Source organism: Bradyrhizobium sp. CCBAU 45321, assembly GCF_028128975.1.
GTDB classification, from domain to species: domain Bacteria; phylum Pseudomonadota; class Alphaproteobacteria; order Rhizobiales; family Xanthobacteraceae; genus Bradyrhizobium; species Bradyrhizobium yuanmingense.
In genome coordinates, this window is the sequence record NZ_LFKZ01000130.1 from 459,885 (window position 1) to 474,459 (window position 14,575).

At 66.7% G+C, this 14,575-nt stretch carries 13 protein-coding genes; 2 read left to right on the forward strand and 11 right to left on the reverse strand.

The window, feature by feature from the left end; translation table 11 throughout:
• Positions 1-9 precede the first annotated feature (9 nt).
• The 3 genes from ACM43_RS34710 to ACM43_RS34720 all read right to left on the reverse strand — a co-directional run bounded on the left by ACM43_RS34710 (position 10) and on the right by ACM43_RS34720 (position 3,333).
• Positions 10-315: a DUF6460 domain-containing protein gene (locus tag ACM43_RS34710; RefSeq protein WP_271546290.1), complete on the reverse strand. Its 306-nt coding sequence runs from the start codon at positions 313-315 to the stop codon at positions 10-12.
• A gap of 322 nt (positions 316-637) precedes the next feature.
• Entirely contained in the window at positions 638-2,299 is a 1,662-nt protein-coding gene (locus tag ACM43_RS34715) for an ATP-dependent DNA ligase (protein WP_271546292.1), read from the reverse strand.
• Entirely contained in the window at positions 2,296-3,333 is a 1,038-nt protein-coding gene (locus ACM43_RS34720; RefSeq protein WP_271546294.1) for a ligase-associated DNA damage response exonuclease, read from the reverse strand. Before ACM43_RS34720 ends, ACM43_RS34715 begins: the two co-directional genes overlap by 4 nt.
• A 66-nt stretch (positions 3,334-3,399) precedes the next feature.
• Here ACM43_RS34720 and ACM43_RS34725 point away from each other — a divergent pair, with 66 nt between their 5' ends.
• A complete protein-coding gene (locus ACM43_RS34725) occupies positions 3,400-4,326 on the forward strand; it encodes a class I SAM-dependent DNA methyltransferase (RefSeq protein ID WP_271546296.1) in 927 nt (308 codons plus the stop codon).
• Between the two features lie 115 nt (positions 4,327-4,441).
• Entirely contained in the window at positions 4,442-5,671 is a 1,230-nt protein-coding gene (locus tag ACM43_RS34730) for an ABC transporter substrate-binding protein (RefSeq protein WP_271546298.1), read from the forward strand.
• 157 nt (positions 5,672-5,828) lie between these two features.
• Here ACM43_RS34730 and ACM43_RS34735 read toward each other — a convergent pair whose 3' ends face one another.
• The 8 genes from ACM43_RS34735 to ACM43_RS34770 form a co-directional block, all read right to left on the reverse strand.
• Positions 5,829-6,686: an amidohydrolase family protein gene (locus ACM43_RS34735; protein WP_271546300.1), complete on the reverse strand. Its 858-nt coding sequence runs from the start codon at positions 6,684-6,686 to the stop codon at positions 5,829-5,831.
• Between the two features lie 3 nt (positions 6,687-6,689).
• Entirely contained in the window at positions 6,690-7,667 is a 978-nt protein-coding gene (locus ACM43_RS34740; protein WP_271546302.1) for an aldo/keto reductase, read from the reverse strand.
• 103 nt (positions 7,668-7,770) lie between these two features.
• Positions 7,771-8,703, reverse strand: a complete 933-nt coding sequence (locus ACM43_RS34745; protein ID WP_057028437.1) for a sugar-binding protein — start codon at positions 8,701-8,703, stop codon at positions 7,771-7,773.
• A gap of 93 nt (positions 8,704-8,796) precedes the next feature.
• Positions 8,797-9,867, reverse strand: a complete 1,071-nt coding sequence (locus ACM43_RS34750; protein WP_271546304.1) for an ABC transporter permease — start codon at positions 9,865-9,867, stop codon at positions 8,797-8,799.
• Complete coding sequence (locus tag ACM43_RS34755) at positions 9,867-10,625, reverse strand: ATP-binding cassette domain-containing protein (RefSeq protein ID WP_109145592.1); 759 nt, start codon at positions 10,623-10,625, stop codon at positions 9,867-9,869. The genes ACM43_RS34750 and ACM43_RS34755 overlap by 1 nt, the downstream gene beginning before the upstream one ends.
• A gap of 13 nt (positions 10,626-10,638) precedes the next feature.
• A complete protein-coding gene (xylA, locus tag ACM43_RS34760; protein ID WP_271546307.1) occupies positions 10,639-11,961 on the reverse strand; it encodes a xylose isomerase in 1,323 nt (440 codons plus the stop codon).
• Positions 11,962-13,413 (reverse strand): xylulokinase, encoded by a 1,452-nt coding sequence (gene xylB / locus ACM43_RS34765; RefSeq protein WP_271546309.1) that lies wholly within the window; start codon positions 13,411-13,413, stop codon positions 11,962-11,964. It lies immediately after the preceding gene.
• 85 nt (positions 13,414-13,498) lie between these two features.
• Positions 13,499-14,572, reverse strand: a complete 1,074-nt coding sequence (locus ACM43_RS34770; RefSeq protein WP_271546311.1) for a LacI family DNA-binding transcriptional regulator — start codon at positions 14,570-14,572, stop codon at positions 13,499-13,501.
• Positions 14,573-14,575: the final 3 nt, after the last annotated feature.

Here is a 14,575-nt window from a genome sequence, read left to right on the forward strand (position 1 = left end):
ATCCGATCCTTACCTGCCGCGTGGCGCGCCGAACACGCGCGACAGCAGCCAGATCGGAATCACGATAACCGCACCGAGCAGGAAGTAGCGCCACAGCCAGTTCACCGCGTCGAAGCCGAGGTCCCACAGCCGCTGGAACAGGAGGCGGATGCTGTGGATGATGTTCCAGGGGTCGAAGCCGATCGTCGCCAGCACGACGCCGACCAGGATCGAGAGCAGCGCCAGGCGGAACGCGACCGCCAGCGGCGAGCCGCCGAGAAAGCGGTGCAGGCCGTCGCTGCGGCCGGCCGGCAAATCTCTGACGTCTTGGACCATCGCAAACTCCTGAAGCGGATTCGAACCCATTATAGGGCACGGCGGGGGACATGGGGAACCCGCAAGGGGCCGTCAATCGGATTACGGGAGTTTAATTCGGACGGTCGGTCACCTCTCCCGCGACGCTATTGAGAGTGTTTGCCTGCGGCCATCCTTCGAGACGCCCGCTTCGCGGGCTCCTCAGGATGAGGACGGAGTGCGCGGCAGCAGCTATAACGTGCACCGACGCCGATTAGCCTCATCCTGAGGAGACCGCGAAGCGGTCGTCTCGAAGGACGAGGCGCGCGCTCAGGCGCCGCCAAAATTCGGCTCAGCGCGCGCCTCACACCTCGATCTCCGCCGCCTCTTCCTTCAGCATCTTCTCCAGCGTCCCCAGCCGGTCGGCCTCGCGCGGCGGCTTGTCCCAGCGCAGGCGGCTGATGCGGGGGAAACGCATGGCCACGCCGGATTTGTGCCGGGGCGAGCGCTGCAATCCCTCGAAGGCGACCTCCAGCACCAGCCCCTTGTCCGCTTCATGCACGACATGACGCACGGGGCCGAATTTTTCCGTGGTGTTGCGGCGGACGAAGCGGTCGATCTGCAAGAGCTCCTCGTCGGTGAAGCCGAAATAGGCTTTTCCGACCGGCACCAGCTCCTCGCCGTTCTCGGTCTCGGTCCAGACGCCGAAGGTGTAGTCGGAGTAGTAGGACGAACGCTTGCCGTGGCCGCGCTGCGCATACATCAGCACGGCGTCGATGATGTGCGGGTCGCGCTTCCACTTCCACCATTGCCCCTTCGGCCGCCCCGGCAAATAAGGCGCATCGCGCCGCTTCAGCATGACGCCTTCGACGGCGTCCGCGTCCTCGCCGGCGCCGGCGCTCGCGGGATCCGCGCGTGCGGCGGTGAGTGCTTCCCAGCTATCGAAGGGCACGGTGGGCGAGAGATCGATGCGGGGATCGTCGAGCTTTGCGATGAATCGCTCCAGCCGCTCGCGCCGCTCGGCAAAAGGCAGCTCGCGCAGATCGTTCTCGTCGTCGCCGAGCAGATCGTAGGCGCGCAGGTGAATCGGAAACTCCTTGATCAGCTTCGGCGAGACGACCTTGCGGTTGAGGCGCTGCTGCAACACGTTGAAGCTCTGCACCCGGCCCTCGCGCAGGATCAAGAGCTCGCCGTCGATCGCGCCCGGCAGGCGCAGCGACGGCACGAGATCCGGAAAGCTTCCGGTGATGTCCTCGCCCGTGCGCGAATAGAGCCGCGCGGTGATATGGCCGCGCTCGTCGCGCCCGGCCACCGCCTGCACCCGGATGCCGTCCCATTTCCATTCGGCGATGTAATCGGCGGCATCGAGCGCGGCGAAATCCGCATCCTCGATCGCATGCGCCAGCATCACCGGGCGGAACGGCGCGGGATCGCGGTTGACGGGCTTGTCGCCGCGGCCCTCCAGCCAGGCGAACAGGTCGAGATAGGGCGGGACGAGCCCCGGCCAGATCAGCTCGATCTCGTGCGGGTCCTTGTCGCCGAGCGCGGCGGCCGCAGTCTTGGCAAGGCGCGCGGAGATGCCGATCCGAAGGGCCCCGGTGACGAGCTTCAGCAGCGCCCAGCGGCCGGTCTCGTCGAGTTCGTCGAGCCAGCGCTCCAGCTGCCTGGGCAGTTCGGTCTTGCCGAGCGTGCGCAGCGTGGTGACGACTTCGGTGAGGCTCGGTGGCGGCGGGTTGTTGTGGGCGGCGAGCGCGGCCTTCGGCCACATCAGCGCCACCGTCTCGGAGAGATCGCCGACATAATCGTAGCTCAGCCCGAACAGCACCTCATCGGTGCGTGCCGCGATGAGATCGCGGATCAGCGCGGGCTTGGCGTGCTTGAAGCTGAGTGCGCCGGTCAGCGCAGCCAGTGCATAGCCGCGGTCGGGATCGCCGACCTCGCGGAAATAACCGGTGATCAGCCGCAGCTTGTTGTTGCGGCCGGGCTCATAGGCGATGCGGTCGAGCAGCTCGGCGAAGCGGTTCATGCTTCGGCCTCGCCTTGAATCGGCGTCTCGCTCTCCTCCTCGTCGCCATAGCCGACGAGATCGAGCGGCCGTGCCTTCAGGCCTTTGCTCCGGCACCAATGCACCAGCGCATCTTCCTGGCCGTGGGTGACCCAGATCTCTCCGGCGCCGGTCGACGCGATGGTCGCGGTGAGGCCGTCCCAATCGGCGTGGTCGGAGATCACCAGCGGCAGCTCGACGCCGCGCTGCCGCGCCCGGGCGCGCACGCGCATCCAGCCCGAGGCGAAGGCGGTGACCGGATCGGGAAAGCGCCGCGTCCAGAGATCGGAGGTGGCCGAGGGCGGCGCCAGCGTGATGGTGCCGGCGAGCGCCGCCTTCTTCATGCCCTTCACTGGTTTGAGCTCGCCGAGGTCGATCCCGCGGCTCTGATAATAATGCGTGATCGTCTCCATCGCGCCATGCAGGTAGATCGGCGCATCATAGCCGGTCTGACGCAGCAGCTTGATCACGCGCTGCGCCTTTCCGAGCGAATAGGCGCCGACGAGATGCGCGCGCTCCGGAAACAGCGCGACGGAAGCCAGCAGCTTCTTGACCTCGTCGCTCGCATCGCCATGCCTGAAGACCGGCAGGCCGAACGTCGCCTCGGTGATGAAGACATCGCATGGCACCAGCTCGAACGGCGTGCAGGTCGGGTCCGGCGCGTCCTTGTAGTCGCCGGAGGCGACGATGCAGGTGTCCTTGCACGAGACGGCGACCTGCGCCGATCCCAGCACGTGGCCGGCCGGGTGAAACTTGACCTTGACGTCGCCGAGCCGGATTTCCTCGCCATAGCGGATCGCCTGAGTCGAGCCGGCGAAATTCTCGCCGTAACGCAGCCGCATCATGTCCAGCGTTTCCTGCGTCGCCAGCACCGCGCCATGGCCGGCACGGGCATGGTCGGAATGGCCGTGGGTGATCACGGCCCGCTCCACGGGGCGGACGGGGTCGATATGGAAGCCGCCGGGCTTGCAGCACAGGCCGGCAGCATTTGGCAGCAGGATGTCTTGCGGACGCATGCCTGTTATATAAGTCGAACCATTACATCTTCGAGTCACTTACCCATTTCGTTTCCTGGTTCCTCAATGCCGCTCCGCCTGTTCCTGACCTCCGGCGATCTCATGGCCGACCGCCGTTTCGAGTTCGCGCGCGATCTCCAGCTCAAGGGCGACCTGCCGGCGGCTGCGGACCTCCTGGAGCAGGCGATCGAGCTCGCGCCCAACTTCACCTCGGCTTGGTTCACGCTCGGCGAGATCCGTCAGCAGCTCGGCCAGCGCGACAAGGCCATCGCGGCCTTTCGTGAAGCGCGTCGATGCGACCCCGGGGATCAGCACGGCGCCGGCCTGCACCTGATGCGGCTCGGCGATACCGAAATGACGGAGATGCCCAAGGCCTACGTGCAGGCGCTGTTCGATCAATACGCGCCGCGCTTCGAGCACGCCCTGATCAACGATCTCGGCTATCGCGCCCCCACGCTGATCTTCAAGGCGGTGCTGGCGGCGCGCGTCGCGGCCAAGAAGCCCGCCTACTTCAAGCGCACCATCGATCTCGGCTGCGGCACCGGGCTCGCGGCCGCTGCCTTCGCCAAGCAGGTCGACCATTTCACCGGCATCGATTTGTCGCCCGGCATGATCAAGGAGGCGCGGGCGACGAATCTCTATGCCGAGCTCGAAGTCGCCGACATGATCGAGGGCCTGCGCGGCAAGGCCGACGCGAGCGCGAATCTCGTCGTGGCCGCGGATGCGTTCGTCTATCTCTCCGAGCTCGCACCGGTGCTGAGCGAAGTAAGGCGCGTGCTCGTCTCAGGCGGCGTGCTCGCCTTCACGCTGGAGACGCATGCGGGCGACGGCATCGTGCTCGGCGACGGCCTGCGTTATGCCCATTCCGCGGAATATGTGCGCGGCGCCATCGCGAAGGCGGGGTTGAAGCTGCTGACGCTGGACCCGGCCTCGCCGCGCAACGAGAACAACGAGCCCGTGCGCGGCCTTGTCGTGGTCGCCGAGAAAACTTGAGTCTAGACGCTAACGCCTGACGATTTGAGCGTCATTGCGTCGCAAAGCTGCGACTTCCCACTTGCGAGCCGAGCTGCGATGTCAGCACAATGCGCGCATCAGGGAGAAAACAACAATGACCAAGAATCCATCGCGGCGCGATTTCAGCGCCGGCACACTCGCCACCATCGCCGCATCGGCATTGCCCGCGCCCTACGTCTGGGCCGCGGAGAAGAAATACGATGCGGGCGCCAGCGACACCGAGATCAAGATCGGTCAGACCGTGCCGCATTCCGGCCCCGGCTCGCTCTACGGCGTGCTCGGCCGCGTCGGCGAAGCCTATTTCCAGATGCTGAACGAGAAGGGCGGCATCAACGGGCGCAAGGTCAAGTTCCTCACCATGGACGATGCCTACAGCGCGCCGAAATGCGTCGAGGCCACGCGCCGCCTGGTCGAGCAGGAAGAAGTGCTCGCGTTGTACGGCTCGCTCGGCACCGCGCCGCAGACCGCCGTGCACAAATACCTGAACTCCAAGGGCGTGCCGCAGCTGTTGCTCAACACCGGCGCGTCGAAGTGGAATAATCCGAAAGAGTTCAAGTGGACGATGGCGGGCCTGCCGCTCTATCCGACCGAGGCGCGCATCCTCGCGCGCCACGTCGTCAGCGTGAAGCCGAACGCGAAGATCGGCATCCTCTACCAGAACGACGACTTCGGCCGCGACTTCCTCGGTCCCTTCAAGAAGGTGCTGACTGACGCCGGCGGCACCGCGCAAGTGATCATGGAGCAGACCTATGATCTCACCGAGCCGACCGTCGATTCCCAGCTCATCAATCTCTCCAAGTCCGGAGCCGACGTCTTCTACAACATCTCGACCGGCAAGGCCTCGTCGCAGTCGATCCGGAAAGTGGCCGAGCTCGGCTGGAAGCCTCTGCACCTCCTGTCCGCCGGCTCCACCGGTCGTTCGATCCTCAATGCCGCGGGCCTCGATAACGCTACCGGCATCGTCGCGATCCGCTACAACAAGGAGGTCGGCCTGCCGAAATGGGAGAAGGACCCGGACGTGATGGCGTTCGAGGAGCTGCGCAAGAAGTACACGCCGGCGATCGACCCCGACAACACCATCGCTTTCGCCGGCTACGGGCAGGCCGCCACCATGGCCGAGATCCTGCGCCGCTGCGGCAATGAGCTGACCCGCGCCAACGTGCTGAAGCAGGCATCGAACCTCCAAGGTTTCCACTCGCCCTATTTCCTCGACGGCGTCACCTACAGCTACACGCCCGAGGACTACACGCCGATGAAGACGCTGTTCATCTCCACCTTCACCGGGAAAGACTGGGACATCTCCGACAAGCCGATGTCGGAGTAGGCGCGGCGAATGCGGCCATCCTTCGAGACGCCCGCCTCAGGCGGGCTCCTCAGGATGAGGAGCGGAGTGCGCGGCGGTCGCTTCAAGGGAGACGGATGCCGCTTAGCCTCATCCTGAGGAGGCGCGTCAGCGCCGTCTCGAAGGACGAGGCGCGCGCTCAGGCGCCGACGCGCGATACCAGCCGATACGCCTGCGCTGCATTCACACCGAAAGCCTTGTCGCGCACACGCGGGCCGAGCCGCGCCAAGCAGGCCTCCAGCGCGGTCGTGATCTCGCCGTAGCTTCCCGCGAGCAGGCATACGGGCCAGTCCGATCCGAAGATCAGCCTGTCCTCGCCGAAACATTTCGCGGCGTGCTCCACGAACGGAAACAGCCGTTCCGCATTCCAATCGTTCCAGACCGCCTCGGTCGCCAATCCCGAGATCTTGCACCAGACATTGCCGCAGGCAGCCAGCACCGCGATGCGCTCGGACCATTCGGCGCTGCCGCCTTCGGCGATCGGCGGCTTGGCGGCGTGATCGAGCACGAAACGCGCGTGCGGAAAGGCCTGCGCGGTTGCGACCGCCGCGGGCAGCTCGCGGCTGCGGACAAGGAAATCGTAAGCGAGATCGTGGGCGAACACGGCCGTGAGTCCGCGCTGGACGTCCTCGCGCAGCAGCCAATCCGCATCAAGCTCGTCGTGGACCTGGTGGCGGATGCCGACCAGCTTGTCGCCACCAGGCAGAGCGCGCAGCCGGTCGAGCATCTCGCCGAGCGCCGCATCGGTGAGATCGGCCCAGCCGACCACGCCGATCACCGAGGGCGTCGCATCCGCGATACGCAGGAACTCCTCGGTCTCCTCCAGCGCTGAGCGGCATTGCACCAGGATGCTGGCGTCGATGCCGTTCGCCTGTAGCAGCGGCACGAGATCGGCCGGGCCGAAGGCACGGCGGATCGGCGCCAGCTCGTCCGCTTCCATCCAGGGATAATCGGCGCGCGCCGGATCCCAGAAATGCTGGTGGGCATCGACGATCATGCCTTAATCTCCGCCGGGAAGCGGCGAGCGCGCATCGACCAGCTTTCGTGCCCGCAGCTCCTGCCAGAATGCCGGCGGCACCGCCTTCTCGGACATCGCGACGTTGTCGGCGACTTCGGCGGCATTGCGCGCGCCCATCACGGCGACCGTCACCGCCGGATGGGCCATGCAGAATTGCAGCGCGGCGGCTTTCAGCTCGGTGCCGTGCCTGCGGCAGAGTTCGTCGAGCTCCAGCGCGCGTGCCACGAGCGCAGCGTCAGCATCCTGATAGTTGAATTTCGTGCTCGCCCGCGGATTGGCCAGGATGCCGCTGTTGTAGATGCCGCCGAGCAGGATGCCGATATTGCTGGCCTGGGACAACGGAAACAGCGCATCTAGCGCGCCCTGGTCGAGCAGCGTGTAACGGCCAGCGAGCAGGAAGCAGTCGACCGGCACGGCCTCGGCGAAGCGGGCCAGCATCTCGGACTGGTTCATGCCGGCGCCGATCGCCTTCACCGTGCCGTCCTCGCGCAGGCGCTGGAGCGCGCGGAAGGCGCCGCTGACGGCATCGTCATAATGATCGTCCGGATCATGCACGAGAAGGACGTCGACGCGGTCGAGGCCGAGGCGCTGCAGGCTCTCCTCCACCGACCGCATCACGCCGTCATAGCTGAAATCGAACACCGGCCGTTCGCGCGGCGTGCCCTTGTAGTGCTCGTCCTCCGGGACAGCGCCATCAGGTGCGCGCAGCAGGCGGCCGACCTTGGTCGAGATAGCGTAGGAGTCGCGCCTCTGTTGCCGCAGGAAGGCGCCCAGCCGCCGCTCCGCGAGGCCGAAGCCGTAGAGCGGGGCGGTGTCGAAGAATCGGACACCGAGCGACCAGGCCCGTTCGATCGTCCCGTGCGCATCGGCATCGCTGACGGGCGAGAACAATCCGCCGAGCGGGGCTGAACCGAGGCCGATCGAGGTGACATCGAGCGCCCCGAGCCGCGATCTTTTCATTCCCATGCCTTCCAGCGATCGTCGTCCATTCCAAATCATCTCTCCCGCTTGCGGAAACCGCAAGCGGGAGAGGCATGCAGAAGCGCGGGGCTGGGCAGCGCTCCTACTTCAACATCTTCGCGACGTTGTCCTTGGTGACGAGATCGAGGCCGGTGTAGACGATCTCCGGCACCTTCTCGCCCTTCTTGATGGCGAGCAGCGTGTCCATCGCCTTCTCGCCCATCTCGAACGGACGCTGGCCGACCAGCGCATTGGCATAGCCGTCACGCAGCAGCTCGAGCTGCATCTTCAGCGTATCGGCGACGACCAGCGTGAACTTGCCGGAATCGATGTCCTTCTTGTTCCTGCTGGCGAAGGCCTTGAAGCCTTCGGGCGCGAACATCGGCCATCCGCCGATCGGAACGATGGCGGCGAGATCCGGCGTTGCGGTGCGCATGTCCGTCATCTGCTGGACCGCGAGCGCGGGATCGTCGTTGCAGAAGCTCGGCGAACCCGCGACCTCGGTCCATTTCGAGCCCTTCAGCGCCTCGCGCACGCCGTCGACACGCTCGGCCAGGTTCTTGGCGCCGGGACCGCCGGAGACCATGGCGTATTTGCCGCCGTCAGGCCGCAATTTCAGCAATTCCTTGCCGAGGGCCAGGCCGAACTCCTTGTTGTTGGTGCCGATATAGGCGATGCGCTTGGAGCCCGGCGCGTCCGCATCGAAGGTGATGACGGGAATGCCGGCAGCGGTCGCCGCCTCGATCGACTTGGTCATCGCCGCGACGTCCGCGACCGAGATGGCGAGACCGTCGACCTTCTGCGTGATGAAGTCCTGGATGATCTGGGCCTGGTTCGCCGGCTCATGCTCGACCGGTCCCTTGTAGATGCACTCGATGTTGCCGAGCTCCTTGGCGCGCTTCAGGCAGCCGTCGCGCGAAAAGTCGAAGAACGGATTGTTCATCGCCTTCGGCACGATGACGAAGCGGTAGTTCGCAGCAAATGCCGGCGTGGCCATCATCGCAACCGCGATGCCGGCAAGAAGCAGTTTCCTCATTGTCTCCTCCACTCTTGTTGGTGCCTATCCCCTCGAAAGCCCCCGGGAAGCGGATAGGCGGCGTTTTCCTTGCCTTCCCGAGATGTCGTCATGTCAGGTCATCCGCGAGCGGACGCGGTCGACCAGCACAGCCAGAATGATGATCACGCCGACCAGCGTCTGCTGCCAGTACGAGCTGACCTGGGCCAGCACGAGGCCGTTGCGGATCACCTCCAGCAGCACGCAGCCGACGATGGCCCCGAGCGGGCCGCCGATGCCGCCGGCGAGATTGGCACCGCCGATCACGGCCGCCGCGATCACGTTGAGCTCGTAGGACATCGCCATGTTGGCCGGCGCCGATCCGAGCCAGCCGGAGATGATGATGCCCTGCAGGCCCGCGGCGAGCGCGCAGATCACGTAGACCTCGATCTTCACCCGCACCACCGGAATGCCGGTGAGCTCGGCCGCCTTCTCGTTGCCGCCGAGCGCGAAGACGTGGCGGCCGAACGAGGTGTGGTGCAGCACCACGGCCATGGTCAGCGCCAGGATCACGAGATAGATGAACGGCGCCGGCACGCCGAGCACGTCACCGGACGTGAGCGCATAGAAATAGTCGGCGTCCGGCCCGCCCGGGAAGCTGCCGCGTCCGTTGGAGACGACATAGCCGAGCCCGCGCACGATCGATAGCATGCCGAGCGTGGTGACGAAGGGCGACAGGCCGAGCACGGCGATGCAGAAGCCGTTGACGAGGCCTGAAATCAGCGCGGCGCCGAGGCCGGCGAGGATCGAGATGAGCAGGATCAGCCCCGGCACATTGGCGAGCACGGTCTTGCCGTCCGCCGCCATGTGCACCAGCGGCGAGCCAGGCGCCGACAGCTCGGTCATCACCATCGAGGTGATCATGGCGGAAAAGCACATCATCGATCCCACCGACAGGTCGATGCCGCCGGTGATGATCACGAAGGTGACGCCGAGCGTCGCGATGGCAATGAAGGAAAAGTTCTTCGCCACGTTCTGCATGTTGCCCTGGGTGAAGAAGTAGGGGCTGGCGAAATGCATGATCACCAGCAGCACCGCCAGCGCGAGCAGGACGTAGCCGGTCTGCGAGGCGAAGATGCCGCGCTGCCACCACCTGATCTTGCCGACATTGGTGAAGCTGATCGGGGATTCCAAGGGCATGGCCATCACGCCGCCTCCTTCGCACCGGTGATGAGGGCGGTGACCTCCTCGGGGGAGGTCTGGTGAATCGACTTGTCGGCGCGCTTCTCGCCGCGCCGCATGACAACGACGCGGTCGCATACGGCGAACACGTCGGGCATGCGGTGCGAGATCAGCATCACGGCGACGCCCTGCTCCTTCAGCCGGTGGATCAGGCCGAGCACCTGCTCGACCTGGCGCACCGAGATCGCGGCGGTCGGCTCGTCCATCATCACCAGCCGCGCATTGGAGAGCCGGGTGCGCGCGATGGCGACCGCCTGGCGCTGGCCGCCCGACATCTGCCTGACGAGATCGTCGGGTCGCGTCTCCGAACGCAGCTCGCCGAATAGCTCCAGCGCGCGCGATGCCATCGCCTTGTGGTCGAGCAAGGCAATCGGTCCGAACCTGCGCTTCAACTCGCGGCCGAGAAAGACGTTGGCGGCCGCCGTCAGATTGTCGGCGAGCGCGAGGTCCTGGTAGACGACCTCGATGCCGACGGCGCGGGCATCGACCGGCCGGTTGAAATGCACCGCGCTGCCGGCAAAGCGCATCTCGCCATGCGTGGGGCGGAAATTGCCGGCGATGATCTTCACCAGCGTCGACTTGCCGGCGCCGTTGTCGCCCATCAGGCCGACCACCTCCCCGGGCCAGACCTGCATGTCGACGTCGTGCAGCGCGCGGATCGCGCCGAACTCCTTGCCGATGCCGGTGAGCTCGAGCACCGGTGTCGCGTCAGTCTTCGTCATCAGCGGCGTTTCCTCAGACATAGCGGTTGACCAGGGATTCCAGATATTCCTGCCGGCCCGAGCGCGGCTGCGGATCGAAGCCGGGAGACATCGCGCGGTCGGCGAGATCGGCAAGCGAACGCTGGCCGCCGAGAATGGCGCGGCCCTCCGGGCTCGCCCATCCCTCGTAGCGTTTTGCGAGCGGCGCACTCAGCGTGCCGGCGTCGAGCATGTCGGCGGCGGCGAGGAAGGCCCGCGCACAGGCATCCATCGAGCCGACATGGGCATGGATGAGATCATCGGGGTCGATCGACTGGCGGCGGATCTTGGCATCGAAATTCAGCCCGCCGGTGGTGAAGCCGCCGCGGTTCAGGATCTCGTGGAACACCAGCGCCAGCTCCGGCACGTTCATCGCGAACTGGTCGGTGTCCCAGCCGAGCAGATCGTCGCCGCGGTTGATGTCGAGCGAGCCGAACACGCCGAGCGCCTCGGCCAGCGCGACCTCGTGATGGAAGGAATGGCCGGCGAGAATGGCGTGGTTCTGCTCGATGTTGAGCTTGACGTCCTTGAGCAGGTCGTAGCGTTCAAGGAAACCGTAGCAGGTGGCGACGTCGAAATCATATTGATGCTTGGTCGGCTCCTTCGGCTTCGGCTCGATCAGCAGCGGGCCCTTGAAGCCTATTTTGTGCTTGTGCTCGACGACGAGCGAGACGAAGCGGCCGAGCTGGTCGAGCTCGCGCTTGAGATCGGTGTTGAGCAGCGTCTCGTAGCCCTCGCGTCCGCCCCACAGCACGTAGTTCTGCCCACCGAGCCGGTGCGTCACCTCCAGTGCAGCACGAACCTGGCCGGCGGCATAGGTGAAGATGTCGGGATCCGGATTGGTCGCGGCGCCCGCCATGTAGCGGCGGTGCGTGAACAGGTTCGCAGTGCCCCAGAGCAGGCGAACCTTGCTCGATGCCATCTTCTGCTCGAACAGATCGGCGATGGCGTTGAGGTTGGCGACGGACTCGGCGAGCGAAGCGCCCTCCGGCGCCGCATCGACGTCGTGGAAGGTGAAGAAGGGGACGTCCAGCAGGCGGAACAGCTCGAAGGCGGCATCGGCCTTGGCGCGGGCCATCGCCATCGCGTCGGTGCCGTGGTGCCAAGGCCGCAGGAAGGTCTCGCCACCGAAGGGATCGCCGCCCGGCCAGCAGAACGAATGCCAATAGCAGACCGCAAAGCGCAAGTGATCCTCGAGCCGGCGGCCATGCACCAGGCGGTCCTTGTCGTACCAGCGGAAGGCGGGCGCGCCTTCGGCATCCTTGCCGCCGAAGGCGACGGGTGCACTTGCATCGAAGAATTTGGCTGGCGCGTTCACTTAAGACTCCTTCAATGCGGGATAAAGCGCGCGCCATCGCCGATAGGCCTCGTCATATGCCGCGGCGACGGACGGGCGGGGTGTGAAGCTTGCGAGCCGCCGCGGGCGCGTGCAGACGTTCGCGGGGTTCTCGCCGGTCGCGGCGAGCCGGCCGAGCCGCGCAGCGCCGAGCGCGGCGCCGACCTCGCCTTCCTCGACGCGGTGGACGGGCATGCCGAGCACGTCGGCGCAGATCTGCGCCCATAGCGGCGAGCGCGAGCCGCCGCCGACGAGATCGACCTCGCCGATTGGCCCGCTGGCTGTGCTCAGCGCCGCCAGATTGTCGCGCGCGGCAAAGGCGACGCCTTCGAGCACCGCCTGCACGATCTCTGAACGCCCGGTCGCGCCGCGCAGACCGACCAAGGCGCCGCTGGCGGCGGCATCGTTGTGCGGGGTGCGCTCGCCGTCGAGATAAGGCAGGAACTGGACCGGGCTTGGTGCATCGACGCGCTCGCCGAGCGGTGCCAGGAGCGCCGCGGCCGGCGTCTCCATCACGCCGGCAAGCCAGGCGAGCGAGGCTGCGGCCGACAGCATCACGCCCATCTGGTGCCAGAGGCCGGGCAGCGCGTGGCAGAAGGCATGCACCGCCGAGGCCGGGGCGGGGGCGAAGCGATCAGTGACGCGGAACAGGACGCCCGACGTTCCCAGCGACAGGAAGGCATCGCCGGGCGCGATGGCGCCGAGCCCGATCGCGCTGGCCGCATTGTCGCCGGCGCCGCCCGCGACCACCACGTTTTTCGCCATGCCCCAGCGCTGCGCGTATTCAGGCGCGAGCACCGCGCTCACCGCACTGCCCTCGACCAGACGCGGCATGTGGTGCAGATCGAGCCCGGTGGCATGCAGCAGCAGCGCGGACCAGCGGCGCAGACCGACGTCGAGCCACAGCGTGCCTGCGGCGTCCGACATGTCCTCGACCATCTCGCCGGTGAGGCGATAGCGGACATAGGCCTTCGGCAGCAGCACCTTCGCCACGCGGTCGAAGATCTTCGGCTCGTGCCGCGCCACCCAGAGCAGCTTCGGCGCGGTGAAGCCGGGCATTGCGAGATTGCCGGCGATCGCGTGCAGCGAGGGACAGCGCCGCTCCAGCGCGGCGCATTCGGCCTGCGAGCGGCCGTCGTTCCAGAGGATGGCCGGACGCAGCGGGCGGCCGTCCTCGCCAAGCAGCGTCGCGCCATGCATCTGACCCGACAGCCCAATGCCGCGCACCTGCGCAACGTCACGCGGATGGCGCGCGGCGAGATCGTCGACGGCGCCGACGGCCGAATCGACCCAGGCGTCGGGATCCTGCTCGGACCACAACGGCGCCGGGTGCGACAGCGCAAGCTCGCGCGCCGCCGTCGCGGTCACCGCGCCGGCTTCGCTCACGAGCACCGCTTTCACACCGGACGTGCCGATGTCGATCCCGAGATACAAATCGTCCTCCCTTTCGCCTGCCGCGGGAGCGCGATCTTGCGTCGCTTTTCCCCGCCGGCGGTCCCGTTTCCAAGTTCACCTGCCGCTAGGGCAGATTGTCCCGCATCACAATGTCGATCCGGATCTTCTCCTGTTCACTCAAGATCGGCTCGCCGCGGGCGAGCGCGAGCAGCACGCGGACGGCCGCGCGCGCTTCATGTCCGGGGTTCTGCGAGATCGCGGCATCCATCACGCCCTGCAGTAGCAAGCGGCGCGTCAACGCGGTAACGTCGTGCCCGACGAACACCACCTGTTTGTCACGCCCGGCCGCGCCCGAGGCCTTGTCGTTCAACGCCTTGCCGTTCAGCGCTTTGGCGACGCCCTGCGTGCCGGCGCCGACGTTGTAGAGACCAACGATGTCGGGATGCTTGCCGAGCAGCCGCGCCAGCAGCTGCTCCGAACGATCGTCCTCGTCGCGCCCTTCCAGCACCGGCAGCACGCTGAGATCTGGGAATTCGCTCGCCATCACCTGGTTGAAGCCGAAGATGCGCTCGGCATGGTCGCGCAGGCCCTGCGAGCCCGCGATGATCGCGACCTTGCCAGACCTCTGGCCGACCAAGCGTCCGACCAGCGCGCCGGCGGTGCGGCCCGCGGCGATGTTGTCGATGCCGACATAATGGTGGCGGCGCGACGACGGCACATCCGAGACCAGCGTCACGACCTTGGCGCCGGCATCGACGAGGTCATTGATGGCGGCGCGGACGCTCGGATGGTCCAGCGCCACCACGGCGACGCCGTCATAGTCGCCGGACAGCGCCTCGAGCGAGGCCGCGAGCGCGGCGGGCTCGAACACGTCGGTTGCGATCATCTCGACATTGAGGCGGCGGGCCGACAGCCAAGCCGCCATCTCGCCGAGATAGGCCTCGATCTGCTGCATGAACGGGTTCGGCCCCGACGGCATCACGAAGGCGAAGCGGCGGGCCCGGCCGCGCGCGAGCTCGGCGGCCGCCACATGCGGCTGGAACGAATTGCGCGCGATGGCGTCCTTGACGCGCCGGACCGTATCCGGGCGGACCCCCGGCCGGTTGTGCAGCACGCGATCGACCGTGGCGAGGCTGACACCCGCCTCGCGGGCGATGTCCTTCAGCGTCAGCACAGTCGGGGCGAGGGTCTCGGCCATGGC

Bases quoted from the DNA above. Each gene is read 5' to 3' on its own strand.
- ACM43_RS34710 (WP_271546290.1), bottom strand. From the start codon at position 315: ATGGTCCAAGACGTCAGAGATTTGCCGGCCGGCCGCAGCGACGGCCTG.
- ACM43_RS34715 (WP_271546292.1), bottom strand. From the start codon at position 2,299: ATGAACCGCTTCGCCGAGCTGCTCGACCGCATCGCCTATGAGCCCGGC.
- ACM43_RS34720 (WP_271546294.1), bottom strand. From the start codon at position 3,333: ATGCGTCCGCAAGACATCCTGCTGCCAAATGCTGCCGGCCTGTGCTGC.
- ACM43_RS34725 (WP_271546296.1), top strand. From the start codon at position 3,400: ATGCCGCTCCGCCTGTTCCTGACCTCCGGCGATCTCATGGCCGACCGC.
- ACM43_RS34730 (WP_271546298.1), top strand. From the start codon at position 4,442: ATGACCAAGAATCCATCGCGGCGCGATTTCAGCGCCGGCACACTCGCC.
- ACM43_RS34735 (WP_271546300.1), bottom strand. From the start codon at position 6,686: ATGATCGTCGATGCCCACCAGCATTTCTGGGATCCGGCGCGCGCCGAT.
- ACM43_RS34740 (WP_271546302.1), bottom strand. From the start codon at position 7,667: ATGAAAAGATCGCGGCTCGGGGCGCTCGATGTCACCTCGATCGGCCTC.
- ACM43_RS34745 (WP_057028437.1), bottom strand. From the start codon at position 8,703: ATGAGGAAACTGCTTCTTGCCGGCATCGCGGTTGCGATGATGGCCACG.
- ACM43_RS34750 (WP_271546304.1), bottom strand. From the start codon at position 9,867: ATGGCCATGCCCTTGGAATCCCCGATCAGCTTCACCAATGTCGGCAAG.
- ACM43_RS34755 (WP_109145592.1), bottom strand. From the start codon at position 10,625: ATGACGAAGACTGACGCGACACCGGTGCTCGAGCTCACCGGCATCGGC.
- ACM43_RS34770 (WP_271546311.1), bottom strand. From the start codon at position 14,572: ATGGCCGAGACCCTCGCCCCGACTGTGCTGACGCTGAAGGACATCGCC.